Annotated in this window: 18 protein-coding genes; 11 read left to right on the top strand and 7 right to left on the bottom strand. The window is 72.1% G+C overall.

The genetic code is table 11. The annotated features are described in order from the left end of the window. Nucleotides 1-15: 15 nt before the first annotated feature. The 3 genes from AB0C12_RS30095 to AB0C12_RS30085 are packed head-to-tail and all read right to left on the bottom strand — an operon-like array spanning nt 16 to nt 3,935. Nucleotides 16-540 (bottom strand): YceI family protein, encoded by a 525-nt coding sequence (locus AB0C12_RS30095; RefSeq protein ID WP_360553210.1) that lies wholly within the window; start codon nt 538-540, stop codon nt 16-18. Nucleotides 541-574: 34 nt separating this feature from the next. Continuing rightward, complete coding sequence (locus AB0C12_RS30090) at nt 575-3,280, bottom strand: AAA family ATPase (protein ID WP_360553209.1); 2,706 nt, start codon at nt 3,278-3,280, stop codon at nt 575-577. A gap of 13 nt (nt 3,281-3,293) precedes the next feature. Continuing rightward, nucleotides 3,294-3,935, bottom strand: coding sequence for a hypothetical protein (locus AB0C12_RS30085; protein WP_360553208.1), 642 nt, complete (start codon nt 3,933-3,935; stop codon nt 3,294-3,296). Between the two features lie 17 nt (nt 3,936-3,952). Between AB0C12_RS30085 and AB0C12_RS30080 the strand changes: the two genes are divergently transcribed. Continuing rightward, complete coding sequence (locus AB0C12_RS30080) at nt 3,953-4,141, top strand: hypothetical protein (RefSeq protein WP_360553207.1); 189 nt, start codon at nt 3,953-3,955, stop codon at nt 4,139-4,141. 2 nt (nt 4,142-4,143) lie between these two features. Here the strand turns inward: AB0C12_RS30080 and AB0C12_RS30075 are convergent, their stop codons facing one another. The 3 genes from AB0C12_RS30075 to AB0C12_RS30065 form a co-directional block, all read right to left on the bottom strand. Beyond that, nucleotides 4,144-5,184 (bottom strand): phosphatase domain-containing protein, encoded by a 1,041-nt coding sequence (locus AB0C12_RS30075; RefSeq protein WP_360553206.1) that lies wholly within the window; start codon nt 5,182-5,184, stop codon nt 4,144-4,146. Between the two features lie 127 nt (nt 5,185-5,311). Next, complete coding sequence (locus AB0C12_RS30070) at nt 5,312-5,977, bottom strand: hypothetical protein (protein ID WP_360553205.1); 666 nt, start codon at nt 5,975-5,977, stop codon at nt 5,312-5,314. A 171-nt stretch (nt 5,978-6,148) separates the two neighbouring features. After that, a complete protein-coding gene (locus AB0C12_RS30065; RefSeq protein WP_360553204.1) occupies nt 6,149-6,682 on the bottom strand; it encodes a hypothetical protein in 534 nt (177 codons plus the stop codon). A gap of 91 nt (nt 6,683-6,773) precedes the next feature. Between AB0C12_RS30065 and AB0C12_RS30060 the strand changes: the two genes are divergently transcribed. The 9 genes from AB0C12_RS30060 to AB0C12_RS30020 all read left to right on the top strand — a co-directional run bounded on the left by AB0C12_RS30060 (nt 6,774) and on the right by AB0C12_RS30020 (nt 16,862). Then, nucleotides 6,774-7,610, top strand: a complete 837-nt coding sequence (locus AB0C12_RS30060) for an NAD-dependent protein deacetylase (protein ID WP_360553203.1) — start codon at nt 6,774-6,776, stop codon at nt 7,608-7,610. Between the two features lie 54 nt (nt 7,611-7,664). Then, nucleotides 7,665-8,057 (top strand): hypothetical protein, encoded by a 393-nt coding sequence (locus AB0C12_RS30055; protein ID WP_360553202.1) that lies wholly within the window; start codon nt 7,665-7,667, stop codon nt 8,055-8,057. A 213-nt stretch (nt 8,058-8,270) separates the two neighbouring features. Beyond that, a complete protein-coding gene (locus AB0C12_RS30050) occupies nt 8,271-9,293 on the top strand; it encodes a LacI family DNA-binding transcriptional regulator (protein ID WP_212990095.1) in 1,023 nt (340 codons plus the stop codon). A gap of 125 nt (nt 9,294-9,418) precedes the next feature. Further along, entirely contained in the window at nt 9,419-11,101 is a 1,683-nt protein-coding gene (locus AB0C12_RS30045) for an ABC transporter substrate-binding protein (RefSeq protein WP_360553201.1), read from the top strand. Between the two features lie 81 nt (nt 11,102-11,182). Further along, nucleotides 11,183-12,316 carry an ABC transporter ATP-binding protein gene (locus AB0C12_RS30040; RefSeq protein ID WP_360553200.1) on the top strand — a complete coding sequence of 378 codons (1,134 nt, stop codon included), beginning with the start codon at nt 11,183-11,185 and terminating at the stop codon, nt 12,314-12,316. After that, nucleotides 12,313-13,293, top strand: coding sequence for an ABC transporter permease (locus tag AB0C12_RS30035; protein WP_360553199.1), 981 nt, complete (start codon nt 12,313-12,315; stop codon nt 13,291-13,293). Before AB0C12_RS30040 ends, AB0C12_RS30035 begins: the two co-directional genes overlap by 4 nt. Nucleotides 13,294-13,296: 3 nt before the next feature. Further along, nucleotides 13,297-14,382: an ABC transporter permease gene (locus AB0C12_RS30030; RefSeq protein ID WP_360553198.1), complete on the top strand. Its 1,086-nt coding sequence runs from the start codon at nt 13,297-13,299 to the stop codon at nt 14,380-14,382. Beyond that, nucleotides 14,379-15,386, top strand: a complete 1,008-nt coding sequence (locus tag AB0C12_RS30025; RefSeq protein WP_360553197.1) for an ABC transporter ATP-binding protein — start codon at nt 14,379-14,381, stop codon at nt 15,384-15,386. Before AB0C12_RS30030 ends, AB0C12_RS30025 begins: the two co-directional genes overlap by 4 nt. Nucleotides 15,387-15,458: 72 nt before the next feature. Then, nucleotides 15,459-16,862: a GH1 family beta-glucosidase gene (locus AB0C12_RS30020; protein WP_360553196.1), complete on the top strand. Its 1,404-nt coding sequence runs from the start codon at nt 15,459-15,461 to the stop codon at nt 16,860-16,862. A 278-nt stretch (nt 16,863-17,140) separates the two neighbouring features. Here the strand turns inward: AB0C12_RS30020 and AB0C12_RS30015 are convergent, their stop codons facing one another. Continuing rightward, nucleotides 17,141-18,400, bottom strand: a complete 1,260-nt coding sequence (locus AB0C12_RS30015) for an ROK family transcriptional regulator (protein ID WP_360553195.1) — start codon at nt 18,398-18,400, stop codon at nt 17,141-17,143. A 125-nt stretch (nt 18,401-18,525) separates the two neighbouring features. On the opposite strand from AB0C12_RS30015, the gene AB0C12_RS30010 reads away from it, so the two are divergent. Further along, nucleotides 18,526-19,356, top strand: coding sequence for a class I SAM-dependent methyltransferase (locus tag AB0C12_RS30010; protein WP_360553194.1), 831 nt, complete (start codon nt 18,526-18,528; stop codon nt 19,354-19,356). Nucleotides 19,357-19,374: the final 18 nt, after the last annotated feature.

Genomic DNA, 19,374 nt, shown 5'->3' with positions numbered 1-19,374 from the left:
TGCTGCATACCCGGTTCAGCCGGCTGAAACGCGGCATTCCACGGTCACCCGGACGTGCCGGCCGATCAGGGCCCGGCCCGCGCCGACTCCGGCGGCCACCCGGTCGACCGTCGTCGCGGCCCGTACGTGGTAGCCGTCGGTGACCGGCTGGACGTCCACGATGGACAACGTCAGCGGGGCCGAGCCGCCCCGGATGCTCAGCACGCCGGTGAGCTGCCAGCCGTCGGCTGTACGGTTCAGCCCGGTACTGCGGAAACCGATCGCCGGGTAGGTGTCGGCGGCCAGGAAGCGCTTGCCGCGTACGTCCTTGTCGCGGCGCGGGTCGTCGGTGGTGAAGCTGGCCGCGTCCAGGTCGGCCGAGACCGTGGACTGCTCGGGTCTGGCCCCCACCATCACGGTGCCGGACCGTACGGCGAAGGTCGCGTCCACGGGTTTGAGGCCGAAGGTGTGGGCCGCCGTCAGCTTGACGCTGGAGCGGGCGGAGTCGATCACGTACGTGCCGGGCCGGATGTCGCCTTCGAGGCGCTGGTGCTGTGTCATACCAGCAGCCTCGCCACGGCGGCGCCCGGAGACCTCAGTACTGCCGCTGAGATCCGGTACGTAGCCAGGACGCGACCTGCGTGCGGTTGCTGAGCCCCAGCTTGGCCAGCAGGTTGCGGACGTGCGTCTCCACGGTGCGCTCGGAGAGCACCAGCCGCTCGGCGATCGCACGGTTGGCCAGCCCGTCGGCCACCAGCGCGGCGATCTCGCTCTCCCGCGCCGTCAGTGCGCCCGCTCCCCCGCGTACCCCCGTGGTCTCCTCGACCAGGACCTGGGCGCCCGCCGCGACCCGGATCATGCCCAGCCGCCGGCCGGTCGCGGCCGCGGCGGTCGCGAGGTCGCGCGCGCGTCGGCGGTCCCCCGGCGCGGCCCGGGCGATCAGCGCCCGCGCCTGGGCCAGCTGGGCCTGCGCCAGGAACGGCGGCGAACCGGCTTCCATGGTGATCGCGGCGTCGAGGTGCCCGACCGCGGTGTCGTGCTCGCCGAGCCGGGAGGCGATCACGCCGAGCGCGCGGGCGGCGGCCCCGTGGCAGTTCGTGGTGCTGTTCAGATAGACACCGGCGTGGCGCGCGGTGCGGTCGTAGCAGGTCCGGGCCGTGTCGAGGTCGCCGAGCCCGGCCGCGAGCTCGCCGCCGAGGACCAGGACGTAGACGCGCAGGCCGCCCGCGGGCACGTCGTCCAGCTTCGGCCGCAGGTGCTGCCAGCACAGCCGGGCCATGTCGCCGGCCCCCGCGTCCAGGGCCGTGCGACCGAGCTGGGCGGCCGCGATCGGCAGGGACAGGGCCGTCGACATCCGCCCGGCCGCGGCGACGTATTCCGCGGCCTGCCCGGTCTGCAGGGACAGACCGGCCAGGAACGCGTAGTAGAGCCCGACCGCGGTCGGGTCCTGCATCCGGTGCGCGACCTCCCGGGCCTCGGCGGCGAGCTGCTCCGCCTCGGTGAGCCGGCCGGCCAGCAGGGCCCCCGTGGCCCGGGCCCGCAGCAGGTGCCAGCGGGCGAGCGGCCAGCCCAGCCGCTGCGCCAGCGTGTCCAGCCGCAGCGTCTCCGCGTCGGCGGCGGCTCTGTCGCCGGCCATCAGGTACGCGTCGATGCGCCAGGTGCGCCCCCACAGCTCGGCGTCGGGGCGGCCCAGGGCGCAGCTGCGCTCGGCCAGGGCGACCACCTCGTCCGGCTGCTCGAACGGGTCGGTCACCTGGTGCCGGGCGTGCACCGCCGCCGCCATGTCGTCGGGGCTGCCGGTCAGCTCGGCCAGCGCCATCGCCTCGGCGCTGATCTCCCGCGCCCGCCGCACGTCCCCGGAGTCCGCCAGCAGGTACGCGTACTGGGCGAGCACCCGCGGATGCCGGCCGGCGACGGCGAGCGCGCGTTCGCACAGCAGCAACAGGGCCGGTCCCAGCTCGCCGGCGACGCCGCGGACGACCAACGCCGCCTCGACGGCCAGGTCGGCCCGGTGGTCGCGTTCGGCGCTGTCCAGCACGGCCGCGCAGTCGCTGCGGGCCAGGTCGAGCCGGCCCTCCGCGTACGCGGCCGTCGCGCGGGCGAGCCGGTCGGCGGGGTCGTCGGCCAGCTCGACGGCGTGGCCCTGCCAGCGGATCGTCTCGGCGTAGTCGAGGGCCCGGGTGGCCGCTGTGGCAGCAGCGCGGCAGGCGTCGACCGCGCTCTGCCGGGAGCGGGCGTCCACGGCCGCGCGTACCCGGTGCCGGGCGATGTCGGCGGGCGCCGCACCGGCCGTGGCCAGCGCGTCGGCGAGCCGCTGATGCCAGGCGATCCGCTCCCCGCGGGACAGCTCGTCGTAGCGGGCCCGCCGGACCAGGTCGTGCGCGAAGGCCAGCAGCGCGGGCCGCCACGGGTCCTCGGTCAGCACCCCGGCGTCCAGGGCCTCGGCGAGCAGGCCGTCGACCGCGTCGGGGTCGCTCGCCGCCGTACGCAGCACCGCCACGTCGATCTCCGCACCCAGCGCGGCCGCCCCGCCCAGCAGCTCCCGGCAGTCCGCGCTGAGCTGGGCCGTACGCCGGCCGACCAGCCGCCGCAGCTCGGCGGGCACCTCCAACCGTCCGGCCGGGCGGCGCAGCCGGTCCTCCCGCGACAGTTGCCGGGTCAGCTCCCGGACATAGAGCGGGTTGCCGCCGCTGAGCCGGTGCACCACGGCCGGCCAGGAGCCGTGGACGCCGGGACCGGCCTCCTGGGTCAGATAAGCACCCACTGCCGGCGCCTCCCACGGCTCCAGGCGCAGCACCTCGACGGCGGGTAGATCGTCGAGCGGCACCGGCGGGCGGAGCGTGCCGATCACCAGCAGGCGCGAGCCGGGCAACTCCCGGCAGAGCATGCGCAGCAACGCGATCGACGCGGCGTCGGCCCAGTGCAGGTCCTCCAGCACGAGCACCAGATGACCGGCCTCCCGCAACGCGCGCACCGTACGCTGGGCCACCCGGAACCGCACGGCGGCCTGGGACTCGCCCTCGGCGGCGGTCGCGGTCAGCAGCTGCGGCGACAGCCCGGGCACGTCCTCCAGCAACCGCAGCCACGGCCAGTACGCGGGCGCGCCCTCGTCCGGCACCGCCCGCGCGACCCGGACCGTGGCACCGGCCGCCACCGCGCGGGCCACCGCCTCCTCGACCAGCGTGGACTTGCCGATGCCGGCCTCACCGACGATCAGGGCCGCGCCACCCTCGCCGGCTGCCGCGGCGGCGCGCAGCCGGTCCAGGGCGACGACCTCGGGCACCCGGCCGACCAGAACCACGGGCCCAGAGTAACTACGGTGTGACCGCGATCTCCGCGCCGAGCCGGTAGCCGTCGCACAGTTCCAGGTCGTCGCCGCTCCAGAAACGGCCCGGGTCGTACCAGCTCGGCTGCTTGCCGTGCGGCAGCAGGCCCATGTCCTCGTAGGTCACCGCGACCACCTCGGCGCAGTACGCCGTCTCGAGGTCGGCCTCCTCGGACCCGGGCTCCTGCCACGGCAGGCGGATGCGGGGCACCCGGCCACGGGCCCAGCGCCAGGCGAGCTGGGCGCTGGACGGGAACGGCGTGCCGTCGAGGCGGGCGACCGTCTTGAGAGCGCGGTCCTCCATCTCGGTGGTCACCGGCTGCTCCAGCTGCCGCAGCCAGCCGCGCTGGCCGTACCGCCGGGCCCAGACGGTGACCGCGTCGCGCAGGTCGTGCAACTGCACCCCGCGCTGGAAGGTGCCCGACCACATGTCCGGCAGCGACTTGCCCAGCTCGGCGTGCCACATCAGCGGTGGCATGTCCTCGATCACCAACGACATGCCGACATGGTTCACCGGGCTGTTGGTCATCGCCTGGATGGCCCGGTCCGGGCCGGAGCGGCCACGGAACAGCCAGATGTCACCCGTACGCGTCAGATCTATGGCCTCGTCGAGGCTGATGTCGGCGACCACGTGTCTATCCTCAGCAGATGCGTTGGTGGAAGGTAGCGGGACTGGCCGGGCTTGCGGGAATCACAGCCACGGGGGTGGTGCTGGCTCGCTCCGAGCGGCGGCGCCGGGCGTACACCCCGGACGAGATCCGGGAACGGCTGCACGCGCGGGTCGCCGAGGGCACGGCCGACAAGACGCCGGAGCCGGCCGACAGCGAGCGGGACTGACCTCAGACAACGTCGGTGTCCCGCAGCAGGGACCACAGGCCGGCGCCGTCCGGGGCCGCGAACCACGTCTTGCCGCCCGAGCCGACCGCCTCGGGTGTGCCCGACGGCCCGGGAACCGCGCCGGCCAGCACGGCCTGGGTCGGCGAGAGCCGGCGGATGGCCACGGCCGCGACGTTGTCCGGGTGCTCGCGCGCGAACTCGGAGTAGATCTCCTGGTCGTGCTGGCCGTCGTCGCCGATCAGCAGCCACTTGATGTCCGGGAACTCCGCCGACAGCCGGCGCAGGGTGTTGCGCTTGTGCTCCTGGCCGCTGCGGAACCACCGGTCCGGGGTCGGGCCCCAGTCGGTGAGCAGCAGCGGGCCGGCCGGGTACAGGTGGCGGGACAGGAAGCGGGCCAGCGTCGGCCCCACGTTCCAGGCGCCGGTCGACAGGTAGAACACCGGCGCGCCCGGGTGGGCCGTGACGAGCCGTTCGTAGAGCACCGCCATGCCCGGGACCGCGGCGCGGGCGTGCTCGTCGAGAACGAACGTGTTCCACGCCGCGAGCAACGGACGGGGCAGGGCGGTGACCATCACCGTGTCGTCGATGTCGGAGACGACCCCGAACTTGATGCTCGGGTCCACCACCCGGATCGGCGCCTCGACCGGATCGGCACCCTCGGTGCTCAGCCGGACGCTGCCCCAGCCGGGCACGAGGTCGCCCTTGACCCGGGTGTCGACGTAGCCACTGCGGTCGGTGCGGGTCTCGTGGACCTGGTCGCCGATCTGGATCCGCACCGGCGCGTTGTTGACCGGTGAGGTGGTGAAGCTGCGCCAGCCGCGCACCTTGTCGAGCGGCCGGGCCGAGCGGGTGCGCCGGGTCAGCACGACCCGGGCCATCACCCGGGCCCAGCCCGGCGCGCCGTAACCGGTGTACGCCGTGATCACCGGCGCCCAGCCGCGCTGCCGCAGCCGGCGTTCGACGATCTCGTGCACGGCGTCCTCGATGCGCGCGGCCCGGTGCAGCCGTACGGCAGGCGGGCGGCCCGCCGGGGTCAACGACACTTCGGCCTCCTGCCGTCCGTCATCAGCGACCCCGACGGTACCTGGCCTGCCTGAGTCCCGCCTCGTAAGTCCGGGCACGGGCAGTCCGACGGGTGACCACATTCCACTCTGGACGTTCGCTGGCGGCTCAGTGCACGGCCAGCCGGGCCTTGGCCGGGCGCGCCGGCGTCCACTGCTGCTCGTAGTGCACGTCACTGCCGGCCGGAACCCGGACTGTGCGGGCCTCGGCGCGCAGACCGCGCAGCGTGGCGGCGGCCCGTTCGGACTCCTGCCACGCCAGCCGCTCCTGCTCGGCCGCAGCCTGGTAGGCGGCGAACCGGTGCTCCCGCACGGCGGCCCGCAGCGCGGCCTCCTGGGCGACCGGGTGCCGCCGCGGGTTCCAGCTGCCGCGGTGCGCGAGCACCTCGTTGAGCTGCGCGATCGACAGCTCCCGGTGCCGGCAGGCCGCGGTGGCCATCCGGTGCAGGTTGCGCTCACGGTCGGCGAGCTCGGTGCGGGTGCGGCGCTGCTTGAAGATCGGGAAGGCGGCCGCGGCGGCGACCCGGCGCGCGTCCCGGTCGGCCGCGTCGAAGGCCGCCCAGGCCGCGTCGACCTGCCCCTGGGCGCGTTCCCATTCGGCCCGGCGGCGACGGGACACCTCGGCGGCGCGGTCGGCGGCCGCGGCGCGCTCGGCGGCGCGCGGATCAGGAGGCAGCGCGGCCGGGCGGGCCGGGCGGCGGGGCACAGCGAAGAGGGCCGTCGCGGCGGCGACGGCGATGAGCAGGACCATCCAGATGGTTGCGGCGGTTTCCACGATGAACATCCGCTTCTCTAGGGGTTCGTCACTGATTTCGGGCCGCTCACGGTCGCGGCGCTGCCGGCTTCCGCGTTTCCCGTACGCGCACAGGAGTCGCTCATGAAAGCCGAGGGGCCGGCGCCGTCAGGGAACGGGACGCCGGGCGGGGTGCGGGGTGGTGGACCCGGCTCAGGCGCGCGGGGGGCCGCGCTGGCCGTGGGGCCGCGGGGTGGCCCCGGCGGCGGCCGCGCGGGCCTCGACGCAGATCCCCCGGCCGTCGTGCCGCGGCTGGACCGGCAGCCCGGCCACGCCCTGCACCGCGCCCGCGTCGACCGGCCCGGAAGCCGGAGCGTCACTCGGCCCGGTCGCCGCGGCCTCGGCCGCCTCGGCCGTCCGGACGATCTCAGCGGCCAGGGCGGTCTCAGCGGCCAGGGCGACCTGGGCGGTCCCGGTCGCGTCGCTCGCCGCCTCCGGCGCGCTCAGGGCCAGACCGGCCCGGCTGCCGCCCAGGCGCGGCGCGGGGACCTCGACCAGCGGCACGGCCGGACCCGCCGGGGTGTCGACCGTAGTGATGATCGTGACCGGGGACTCGGCGGGCGCCTCGGCCGGGCTCAGCACCGACGGGAGCGCGAAAGCCAGGGCGATCAGCGCCAGGCCGGCCAGGAACTGCAGCAGGCGTCGACCGTCCCAGTAACGGGGCAGCAGGCGCGCGACAGTGGCCACCCTGACAACTTACCGTTCTCGGCCCCTGCGTGCACAGATAGTCGTGAGTGCGTCCTTCGTCCCACTCCGGCGAGTGAGGGACCATGGACGGGTGACACAGATCGAACAGCTCGCCGAGTGGGTCGGCGACGGCGGCGTGGTCGTGCTCAGCGGGGCCGGCCTGTCCACCGATTCCGGCATCCCGGACTACCGCGGACCCTCCGGCGCGGCCCGCCGCACCACCCCCATGACCTACCAGGCGTTCACCCGGGATCCGGTCGCCCGGCGGCGTTACTGGGCGCGCAGCCACCTGGGCTGGCGCACCATCGGCGACGCCCGGCCCAACATCGGGCACCGGGCCGTGGCCCGGCTGCAGGAGCTGGGCCGCCTCGACGGGATCATCACCCAGAACGTGGACGGGCTGCACCAGGCGGGCGGCGCGCACGGCGTGGTCGAGCTGCACGGCAACCTGTCCCGGATCACGTGCCTGGACTGCGGTGAGCTGTCCGACCGGCCGGCCCACTCGGACCGCCTCGACGCGGCCAATCCGGGCTTCGCGGCGGCCGTCAGCGCGGTCAACCCGGACGGCGACGTGGAGATCGACGACGCCGAGCTGGACGGCTTCACGGTGGTCGACTGCGGGTCCTGCGGCGGCATGCTCAAGCCCGACGTCGTGTACTTCGGCGAGACCGTGCCGGCCGAGCGGGTCAGCCGCAGCTTCGAGCTCGTCGCGGGCGCGCGGACCTTGCTGGTGCTCGGATCCTCGCTGACGGTGATGTCCGGGCGGCGGTTCGTGCTGCGCGCCGCCAAGGACGGCATCCGGGTCGCCATCGTCAACCAGGGCGTCACCCGCGGCGAGCCGTACGCGAACCTGATCGTGGACGCCGCCCTCGGTGCCGTGCTGCCCGACGTGGTCCGCCGGGTGGAGGGTGTCGCCGTACCCGGATGATCTGGGTACGCGGGCTCATCCCGTGACCCGGGGCACCGCCCTAGGTTTCGTGCCATGCCCGCAATCAAGCTCCGCGCCCTGTCCGGCCTGCTCGCGCTGGCCGCCGCGACCGTGTTCACCTGGTGGGCCTGGCTGGGCCGGGACACCACCAGAACGCTCGACCCCGAGACCGGGACCTCCTCGGGCCCGTACACCACCGCCCAGGTCGCCGGCGCCGTGCTGACGCTCGCCGCCCTGCTGATCGCCGCCGTGCTGCTGCGGGTGCCGGCGCTTCCGGCGGCCGCCGTGATGACCGTCGCGTTCACCGCGGCGTGGACCGCGCAGGCCGCCGGCGAGGACGAGACGGGGCTCTATCTGGTGGGAACTTTCCTCGTGCTGGCCGGCATGACCGCCGGCACCACGGTGGTCGCTCTGATCACCGCGCGCCTGCGCCGGCCGGCGACCTGATCTCATCCGGCCACCCTGTCCGTTTCGCCCCGTACCGAGAACCTTGCGAAGCACGTAAACGAGTAAGGCGCAACCTAGTTACCGTCTCGAAACCTAAATAAAGCTACCGACGCGTTGACGTGACCCGGCTCACCGGAGTTAACTTCCCGGAACCGCTCCCGAAACCGGTTCCGAAACTGCGGTGCAACCGCCTGGACACAAGTCGGAGGACACGTGCCAATCACCATCGCCGATGTGGCGGCCCGGGCCAAGGTCAGCAAGACCACGGTCTCCCGGGTGCTCAACGGCAAGGGTGAGCTGGACGAGTCGACCGCCGCCCGGGTCCGCAAGGTCATCGAGGAGCTGGGCTACGTGCCCAGCTCACGGGCCGTGGGCCTGGCCCGCGGCCGGACCCGGGTGGTCGGCATGCTGGTCCCCTCGCTGACCTGGCCGTGGATCGGCGAGGTGCTGCAGGGCGCCGTGGACGTGCTCGAGACCGAGCGTTACGGCCTGCTGCTGTTCACCTGCAACCGCGGCGAGGAGTCGATGCGTCAGTTCGGCGCCCAGGTCTCCGCCAAGAGCTTCGACGGGCTGCTGGTCATCGAGCCCGAAGGCACCCTCGACTACATCGCCATGCTGCACGCCCGCGGCCTGCCGGTGGTGCTGATCGACGACCGGGACGTGCAGCCCGGCCAGATCCCCAGCGTGGGCACCACCAACCACACCGGCGCCGGCGCCGCCGCCCGGCACCTGCTGGAGATCGGCCGGCGCAAGCCGCTGGTCGTCGCCGGTCCCGCGCGCTTCGGCTGCACGGTGCAGCGGCTCGACGGCTTCGCGAGCGTCTTCGCCGAGGCCGGCCACCCGGTCAGCCCGGACCGCGTGCTCCAGGGCGACTTCACGATCGCGCGCGGCTTCGAGCTCGTACAGGCGGCGCTGGAGTCCGGTGTGGAGTTCGACGCGATCTTCGCCCACAACGACCTCTCCGCCACCGGCGCGATGCAGGCCGTGCTCGACAGCGGCCGGCGCATCCCGCAGGACGTCGCGGTGGTCGGCTTCGACGACATCCCGATGGCGGCCCACACCCAGCCGCCGCTGACCACCGTGCACCAACCGCTGCGCGAGATGGGCGAGGCGGCGGCGCGCACGCTGCTCGCCCACTTCGAGGGCTCACCCCTGCCCAACCGCCCGACCGTCATCCCCGCCACGTTCACCGTCCGGGGCTCCACCGGCGTGAGCCCGGAGCCCGACTCCGCATAAGCCGCACTCCCCCGTCACACCCCCATAGATCCGCAAAACGGCCGGCGTTCCGACGTCCGGCGCACTCGCCCTGCCTCGGGGCACCCCCTCTCACCCGATTCGCACCACCTGAGGAGAAATCAGAGATGCAGCGCAGGAAATTGTTCGCGGTCGCCCTGGCGGGCGTGCTGGCCTCGGGCGGTCTCGCCGCCTGTGGCGATTCCCCCAACGAGGGCAACAAGAAGGCCGGCAGCGGGGCCACGTTCCTGACCGTCGGCATGCCCAACGGCCCGCAGACCGAGAACCACAACCCGTTCCTCACCACGTCGGCGGGCGCCTCGCTCGGCTATCGCTGGATGATCTACGAGCCGCTGCTGATGTGGAACCCGGTGAAGCCGGCCGAGCCGTCCCGCCCGTGGCTGGCCACCGGCGCCGAGTGGACGCCGGACTTCAAGAAGGCGACCATCACGGTCCGCGACAACGCGAAGTGGTCCGACGGCAAGCCGGTCACCGGTGACGACGTCGCCTACACGTTCAACCTGATCAAGAAGAACGAGGCGCTGAACCTGGCCGCCACCCCGTACGGCGACATCAGCGCCAGCGGGAACACCGTGACGGTGACGTTCACCAGCTCGATGTTCGTCTACAAGGACAAGTGGCTGGGCCAGACCCCGATCGTGCCCAAGCACATCTGGGAAGGCATCAAGGACCCCACCACCGACCCGAACAAGACGCCGGTCGGCTCGGGCCCGTACACGCTGAAGTCCTTCACCCCGCAGACCACCACGCTGACCGTGCGCGCCGACGGTTACTGGCAGGACCTGCCGCAGGTCAAGGAGCTGCGCTACACGTCGTACACCGACAACAACGCGCAGACGACCGCGCTGTCCGACGGCTCGAACGAGTGGAGCTTCGTCTTCATCCCGAACTACAAGACGGTCTTCATCGACAAGGACCCGGCGCACTACAAGGTGTGGGCCCCGCCGGTGCTCGGCATCCACGGCCTCTACATCAACACCACCAAGGCGCCGTTCGACAACGTGGCCCTGCGCAAGGCGATGAGCATGGTCGTCAACCGCGAGGACATCTTCAACCAGGCCGAGGCCGGCTACTTCCACCCGCTGGTCACCAGCGTGACCGGTCTGCCGTCGCCGGCCGGTGACGCCTACGTCGCGCCGGAGTACAAGGGCAAGACCCAGGCCGTCGACGTCGAGGGCGCCAAGAAGGTCCTCACCGAGGCCGGCTTCAAGCTCGAGGGCACCACGCTGAAGGACCCGAGCGGCAAGCCGGTGAAGATCACCCTGACCGACCCGAGCGGCTGGTCCGACTACCAGACCTCGCTCGAGATCGTGAAGGACAACTTCGCGCAGATCGGCATCGCGGCCACGGTCGACAAGGCCAACCAGGACGCCTGGTTCCGCAACGTGGAAGAGGGCAAGTTCGACGCCACCTTCCGCTGGACCAACGGTGGCGCGACGCCGTACGACATCTACCAGACCATCATGGACGGCAAGCTGCTGAAGAAGATCGGCACTGCCTCCCCGGGTGGCAACTTCGGCCGCTTCAACAGCCCCGAGGCGACCGCGGCGCTGGCCGCGTACGCCAACGCCGCCGACGACGCCGCCCGCACCACCGCGCTCAACACGATCCAGAAGATCTTCGTGGAGCAGGTGCCGATGATCCCCGTCGGCGCGGACAACATCGGCATGGCCTACAGCACCAAGAACTGGGTCGGCTGGCCCGACGACACCAACCCCTACAGCGCCGGCCAGCCCACGCAGGCCAACGCCCTGGACGTCGTCCTGCACCTCAAGCCCGCCAACTCCTGATCCGCAACGCCGTGCCCCGGACGGGCTCGACCCGTCCGGGGCACGGCACCGCGGCAGTTCACCCCTGCGAAGGAACTCGGCATGACGTTGAGCCCTGAGGCCGAGGCGCCGGCCAACGAGGTGGTGCTTGAGGCGATCGGCCTGACCAAGCACTTCCCCGTCCGCCGGAAGCTGCGCGACCTTTTCAACCGCACGCACGACGCCGTCCACGCGGTTGATGACGTACATCTCACGCTGCGACGCGGCCGCGTGACCGCCCTGGTCGGCGAGTCCGGCTCCGGCAAGTCCACCGTGGCCCGCCTGCTCGCGCAGCTCTACCCCCGGACCGCCGGGGACATCCAGCTGCACGGCGAGAGCACGAAGGTGAAGGGCGGACGGCAGTTCCGCCAGTACGCCGCCCGGGTCCAGATGATCTTCCAGGACCCGTTCGCGTCGCTGAACCCGGTGCACACCATCCGGTACCACCTCACCCGGTCGCTGAAGATCCACCACAACGCCGGCAACTCCGCCGAGGAGCTCGAGGCGGCGCTGAACAACCTGCTCACCCGGGTCAGCCTGACGCCGCCGGAGCGCTACCTGGACAAGTTCCCGCACGAGCTGTCGGGTGGCCAGCGCCAGCGCGTGGCCATCGCCCGGGCGCTGGGCGCGGACCCGGAGGCGCTGCTGGCCGACGAACCCGTGTCCATGCTGGACGTCTCGATCCGGCTCGGCGTGCTCAACCTCCTGCGCGACCTCAAGGAACGGCTCAACCTGGCCATCCTCTACATCACCCACGACATCGCCTCGGCGCGCTACTTCGCCGACGACACGATGGTGATGTACGCCGGCCGGATGGTCGAGGGCGGCGACAGCGAGTCGGTGACCCAGTCGCCGGCGCACCCGTACACCCGGCTGTTGATCGACTCCGCACCCGACCCGGACCGGATCGCCAACATGCTCGGTGACGCCGCGGACCGCGGCAACGGCGAGCCGCCCAGCCTGATCAAGCCGCCCAGCGGCTGCCGCTTCCACCCGCGCTGCCCGATGGCGATGCCGCGCTGCCTCACCGACCTGCCGGTCCGCCTGGAGATCGGCGACAAGCCCGGTCACTGGGCCGCCTGCTGGCTCTACGACGAGGCCACCGTCGCCGCCCAGCCGCCCGGCTCGGCCGCGACCGGCCACTCCCCCGAGGCCGTGACGGTCGCGGCGGACGCGCACCCGGAGGAGGTCCGATGAAGTTCCTGATCCAGCGGATCCTGTTCTACCTCTTCACGGCCTGGGCCGCGATCACCATCAACTTCTTCATCCCCCGGCTCATCCCCGGCGACCCGGTCAAGTCACTGCTGGCCCGGTTCCAGGGGCAGATGAGCAGCGACGCGATCGACTCGCTCTACGTGCTGTTCGGCCTGGACAAGAACGCCAGCATCTGGAGCCAGTACGTCGACTACTGGAAGCAGCTCTTCCAGGGCGACCTGGGCCTGTCGTTCACCGCGTTCCCGTCGCCGGTGTCCGAGGTCATCAGCGACGCGCTGCCGTGGACCGTGGCGCTGGTCGGCATCACGACCATCATCAGCTTCTTCATCGGCACCAGCCTCGGCGTGCTGGCCGGCTGGCGGCGCGGCTCGTGGATCGACGGGCTGCTGCCGGCCACCACGTTCCTGTCCTCGGTGCCGTACTTTTGGCTGGGCCTGCTGGCCATCTACCTGCTCGCCGGACCGGACAGCTTCTTCCCGTCCTCGGGTGGCTACGGCACCGACGTGGTGCCGTACCCGGACTGGCCGTTCATCTCCAGCGCCCTGCAGCACAGCCTGCTGCCGGCCCTGACCATCCTCATCTCCTCGGTGAGCGGCTGGATCCTGAGCATGCGCAACATGATGGTCACCGTCGCGGCGGAGGACTACATCACGGTCGCGCACGCCAAGGGCCTGTCGGACCGGCGGGTGGCGCTGAGCTACGCGGCCCGCAACGCGTTGCTGCCCAACATCTCCGGCTTCGCGCTGTCGCTGGGCTTCATCGTCGGCGGCACCCTGCTGGTGGAGATCGTCTTCTCCTATCCGGGGCTGGGCTTCCTGCTGTTCCGGGCGGTCGGGGCCAAGGACTACCCGCTGATGCAGGGCATCTTCCTGGTCATCACCATCTCGGTACTGGTGGCCAACCTGATCGCGGACATCGCCTACCTGATGCTCGACCCGCGTACCCGCAAGGAGGGCTGACAGGTGACCATCCCCACCTCCAGCATCGACCAGGTCATCCCCGGCCAGGGCGCGATGGCGCAGCCCGAGGCGGCCAAGCCGGGCAAGGCCAAGCGCCGCAAGTTCCGGTTCATCTCCAACAAGAAGGCCATGACCGGGATCATCGTCCTGGGCATCTACCTGCTGTTCGCGATCATCGGGCCGTGGGTCGCGCCGTACGACCCGGACGCCCGCGGCAAGCAGTTCGTCGCGCCGCCGTCGGCCGACCACTGGTTCGGCACCACCCACCTGGGCCAGGACGTGTTCAGCCAGATCCTGGTCGGCACCCGGGCCGTCATGCTGGTCGGCCTGGCCGCCGGCGTCATCGCCACCATCCTGGCGGTGCTGATCGGTGTCACGGCCGGCTACCTCGGCGGCGGCTGGGACGACAGCCTGTCGGCGCTGTCCAACGTGTTCCTGGTGATCCCGGCCCTGCCGCTGATCATCATCGTCACCGCGGCGGTGCCCAGCGGCGGTGACACCCTGGTCGCCCTGATCATCGGTCTCACCTCGTGGGCCTGGGGGGCACGGATCCTGAGAGCCCAGACGCTGTCGCTGCGCAGGCGCGACTACGTCGAGGCGTCCCGGGCCACCGGCGAGTCCACCTGGCGCATCATCATCTTCGAGATCCTGCCCAACCTGACCGCGATCATCGCGTCCGGCTTCGTCGGCACGGTCATCTTCGCGGTCACCTCGGAGATCACCCTGGCCTTCATCGGCATCGGCTCGGCCACCTCGTGGAACTGGGGCACGATCCTGTTCTGGGCGCAGAGCCAGCAGGCCCTGGCCCAGGGCGCGTGGTGGTGGTTCGTCCCGGCCGGTCTGGCGATCGCGTTCCTGGGCACCGCCCTCTCGCTGATCAACTTCGGCATCGACGAGTTCGTCAGCCCGCGGCTGCGCAGCGCCGGCAAGACGAAGATCAAGACCACGTCGGGGCGCACCGTACGGATGCGGGTCGGCTTCACGCCGGTGCTGGACAACTCGGCCGCGCCGCACACCCACGCCAGCCCGATCCCGGTCATCGGCGGCAAGCCGACCCCGGTCACCCGCAGCAAGGAGGCGACTCGATGAACGAGCCCGTTCTCGAGATCAAGAACCTCAACGTGGACTACGGCCTGGGCGACCAGGCGGTGCACGCCGTCCGCGACGTCAACCTCACCCTGCACCGCGGCGAGGTCCTCGGGCTGGCCGGCGAGTCCGGCAGCGGCAAGTCCACCCTGGCCTACGGGCTGACCCGGCTGCTCGCCCCGCCCGGCGTGGTCAGCGGCGGCGAGGTCATCTACCACCCCGAGCAGGGCGAGCCGTACGACGTCCTGGGCCTGACCGACAAGCAGCTGCAGGCGTTCCGCTGGGCCGAGACGGCGATCGTGTTCCAGGGCGCGATGAACTCGCTCAACCCGGTGCACAAGATCTCCACCCAGCTGACCGACGTGCTGGCCGCGCACGAGCCGCAGATGTCGGCGCACAGCCGCAACGCCCGCGCCCGGGAGATGCTCAAGCTCGTCGGCATCTCGGCAGACCGGATGGACGCCTATCCGCACCAGCTCTCCGGCGGCATGCGGCAGCGCGTGATGATCGGCATGGCGCTGATCCTGCAGCCGCAGGTGGTCATCATGGACGAGCCGACCACGGCGCTCGACGTGGTCATGCAACGGCAGATCCTGGGTCAGCTCATCGAACTGCGCGAGCGGCTCGGCTTCTCGGTCATCTTCATCACCCACGACCTGTCGCTGCTGGTGGAGTTCTCGAACCGGATCGCCATCATGTACGGCGGCCGGATCGTCGAGGAGGCGCAGGCGACCTCGCTGTACCGGGACTCGCTGCACCCGTACAGCAAGGGTCTGTTGTCCTCGTTCCCGGCGCTGCGCGGCCCGCGCCGCGAGCTGGCCGGGATCCCCGGCTCACCGCCCGATCTCAAGGGCATGCCGACCGGTTGCTCCTTCCACCCGCGCTGCCCGAAGGCCTTCGACCCCTGCGCGGACAACATCCCGGTGCTCGGCAACCCGGACACCCCCGACGGGGCCGGCCGCACCGTCGCCTGCTGGCTGCACCCGGTCAAGCAGCCGGTCGGGTAGCACCTGCACCGCCGACGGCCCCGGCCCCACCAGCCGGGGCCGTCACCATATCCATCCCCCTTCAGGAGAACCATGAACCCCACAGTCACGCCCGCTCCCGGGCTGCTCCTGCCCACCGCCGACCTGCCGCCGTCGTTCAGGTGGGGCGTCGCCACGTCCTCGTACCAGATCGAGGGCGCCGTCGCCGAGGACGGCCGAACACCGTCCATCTGGGACACGTTCTGCCGCGTGCCCGGCGCCGTGGTGGGCGGCGACAACGGCGACGTCGCGTGCGACCACTACCACCGGATGCCGCAGGACGTGGCGCTGATCAAGAGCCTGGGCGTGGACACGTACCGGTTCTCGGTGGCGTGGCCGCGGGTGCAGCCCGGCGGCCGGGGCCCGGCGAACCAGGCCGGCCTGGCGTTCTACGACCGGCTGACCGACCAGCTGCTGGCCGACGGCATCGACCCGTGGGTCACCCTCTACCACTGGGACCTGCCGCAGGAGCTCGAGGACGCGGGCGGCTGGCCCAACCGGGACACCGCGTACCGCTTCGCCGACTACGCGATGCTGGTCTTCGACAAGCTCAGCGACCGGGTGGACAACTGGACCACGCTGAACGAGCCGTGGTGCTCGGCCTGGCTGGGCTACTACGTGGGCGTGCACGCACCGGGCCGCAAGAACTTCGGCGACGCCATCTCGGCGGTGCACCACCTGCTGCTCGGCCACGGCCTCGCGACCCAGCGGATGCGGGCCGCGGCGACGCGCGAGATGAAGTTCGGCATCACCCTCAACATGGGTACGGCGGACCCGGCCACCGACACGCAGGCGGACCGTGACGCGGCGCGCCGGGCGGACGGCATGGGCCTGCGCATCTACCTGGACCCGCTGCGCAAGGGCGAATACCCGGCGGACATGGTCGAGGACCTGGCGGCGCGCGGCACGGCGTTCCCGGTCCAGGACGGCGACCTGGCGGTCATCTCGACGCCGTTCGAGGTGCTCGGGGTCAACTTCTACTTCGGGCAGGACTTCAGCGGCACCGACGAGCAGGGCAACACCCACGACGCCGACGGGCACCCGGTGGTGCGGGCGGTCCTGCCGGGCGGTCCGCGTACGGCGATGAACTGGCCGATCACCGCGGACCGGTTCACCCAGCTGCTGGTCCGGCTGCACCGTGACTACCCCGGCCTGCCGATGGTGATCACGGAGAACGGCGCGGCCTTCGACGACAGCGCCGACGCCGACGGCAACGTGGCCGACGAGGACCGGACCGCGTACCTGGCCGAGCACATCGCGGCGGTGGCGGCGGCCCGGGAGCAGGGCGCGGACGTGCAGGGCTACTTCGCGTGGTCGCTGATGGACAACTTCGAGTGGGCCGAGGGGTACGCGAAGCGGTTCGGCATCGTGCACGTGGACTACGACACGCAGGTGCGTACGCCGAAGCAGTCGGCCCTCTGGTACCGCGACACGATCAGCCGGGTCCGCGGCAGCTGAGACGGTTCATGGCGCGGCCGCTCCGGACGGCCGCGCCATCGTCATTGCTGAGCCGGCCCGCACCGCCAGGGCGAACGGCTGCTCGTCGTCGTCGCCGGGCATCCGCAGGAAGGTCGCGACGGCGGTCCCGCGGTCCGGCGCTGCTCCGGGCGGTTGGGCGACGGCGTCGAGGCAGGCGCGGAAGGTGGCCCGTGCCGCGTAGGTCTCCGCGCCGGCGAAACCCCATCGTGGGCTTCTGCCGCGGCGCCCCCGCGCTGTCAGCCCTGCCCTTTTCGTGCTCAGCTGCGGCCGCGGCTCAGGGAGCGGCGGTGGGCGGCGCGGGACGGCGGAGTCGTCGGGCCCGGGGTCGCCGGGAGGCCGCCGTCGGCGAGCAGGCGGGCGATCGGCAGGGTGGCCGCGCCCATCGCGACCGCGTCCGGGCCCAGCTGGCACAGGTCGATCCGGGTTCGCGAGTACGGATGCCGCAGGGCGTTTCGGGAGGCTGCGTCACGAATGTCGGGAAGAAAGCGCTCTCCGAGAGCCAAGCCGGCCGGTCCGCCGAGCACGATGCGCTCCGGCGAGAACAAGTTGACCAGCCCCGCGATGCCGGCGCCCAGGTAGCCCACGGTCTGCGTGATGACCGCCTGGGCCGGCTCGTCCAGCGCACCGTCGGCCGCGAGCATCCGGGTGAGCAACTTCGGGTCCGGCTGCTGACCGGTCGCCGCGGCGAGGCGGGCGATCACCGTCTCCGACCCGATGTACGCCTCCAGACAACCCCGCGCCCCGCACCGGCAGACGTCGCCGTCGTACACCAGAGTGGTGTGGCCCCACTCCCCGGCGTTGCTGAACGCGCCGCGATAGCCGCGCCCGTCCATCACGACCGCCGCGCCGACGCCGGTGCCGACCATGACTATCACCGCGTGCCGCGCGCCCCGGCCGGCGCCGAACCACATCTCGGCCTGGCCCAGGGTCTTCGCCCCGTTCTCCACGAACACCGGCACGTCGGTGCCGGCCCGCAACATCTCGCCCAGCGGTACGGCGTCCCAGCCCGTGGTCTGCGAGTGCACGACCGCCGAACCGGTCGAGTGGTCCACGACGCCCGGGACGCCGACGCCGAAGCCGAGCACCTCGGAACGCTCGACGCCGGCCTCGGCGATGACCGCCGCCAGCCCCTCCAGCAGCTTGGCCGCGGTCACCTGGGGGTCGGGACCGTCGTCGCCGAGCGAGAACTGGGCCACGCCGAGGCGGGACATCGCCAGGTCGTACAGCTCCACCAGCAGGCGGGTCTCGCCCACGTCGGCGCCGGCGACGTAGCCGTACCCGGGAGCCACCCGCAGCAGCGCGCGGGGCCGCCCGCCGTCCGAACCGACCAGGCCGGCCTCTTCGACCAGGCCCTCGTCGATCATCTCGCCGATCAGGTTGCTCACGCTGGCCTGGCTCAGCGCGGTCGTGTCACCGAGCTCCTGGCGGCTCTGCCGGCCGCCGTGGAACAGGTCCGTGAGCAGGCTGGCCCGGTTCGCGCGGCGGACGTCCCGCACCGTCGTACGCCTGGTCTCCAACCCCTACCGCCTTCGCATTCAGCCCCGTCGACCTGCCATCTAACGCTATGCCACTGACATCATGTGGCACGGGCGACCCGGAAACCACCTCGTGACCTGGCCGGGGCTGGGATACGGTCGGCGCCGTGAACGAATATCAGGTCCTGAACCGCGCCAACTGGGACGAACGCGCGGCAGCCCACGCGGCGTCCAAGGACTACGACGTGGCCGCCTTCGCCGACGATCCGGCGCACCTGAGCAGCGTGGTCCGCTTCGACCTGCCCCGGCTGGGCGACATCCGCGGCCTGCGCGGCGTGCACCTGCAATGCCACATCGGTACGGACACCGTGTCGCTCGCCCGCCTCGGCGCCACGATGACCGGCGTGGACTTCTCCCCGGCGTCACTGGCCGAGGCCCGGCGCATCGCGGAGCAGGCCGGCACCCCGGTGGAGTACGTGGAATCGGACGTCTACAGCGCGCCGGAGAAGCTGGAACGCGGCAGCTTCGACCTGGTGTACACGGGCATCGGCGCACTGTGCTGGCTGCCCGACATCCGCCGCTGGGCCCAGGTCGTGGCCGAGCTGCTGCGCCCGGGCGGCCGGCTGTTCATCCGTGAGGGCCACCCGGTGCTGTGGGCGCTGGCCGACCCCCGGCCGGACGGCCTGCTCACGCTGGAGCACCCGTACTTCGAGCAGCCAGAGCCGACGGTCTGGAACGAGGGCGGCACGTACGTCGAGACGGACGCCGAGTTCGTGCACAACACCACCCACGAGTGGAACCACGGCCTCGGCGAGACCGCCTCCGCGCTGATCGAGGCGGGGCTGGCGGTGACCGGGCTGACCGAGCACCTCTCCGTGCCGTGGGAGGCGATGCCCGGTCAGATGCGGCAGCTGGAGAACGGAGAATGGCAGCTCACCGACCGTCCCCAGCGGCTGCCGCACAGCTACACGTTGCAGGCGGTCCGGGCCTCCGTTTAAAGATCGACGCATTCGGGG

The sequence above is a fragment of the Actinoplanes sp. NPDC048967 genome, from assembly GCF_040649415.1.
Taxonomy (GTDB): domain Bacteria; phylum Actinomycetota; class Actinomycetes; order Mycobacteriales; family Micromonosporaceae; genus Actinoplanes.
The sequence above is the reverse complement of the archived record's forward strand: the minus strand, read 5'-3'. Positions and strand labels throughout refer to the sequence as shown.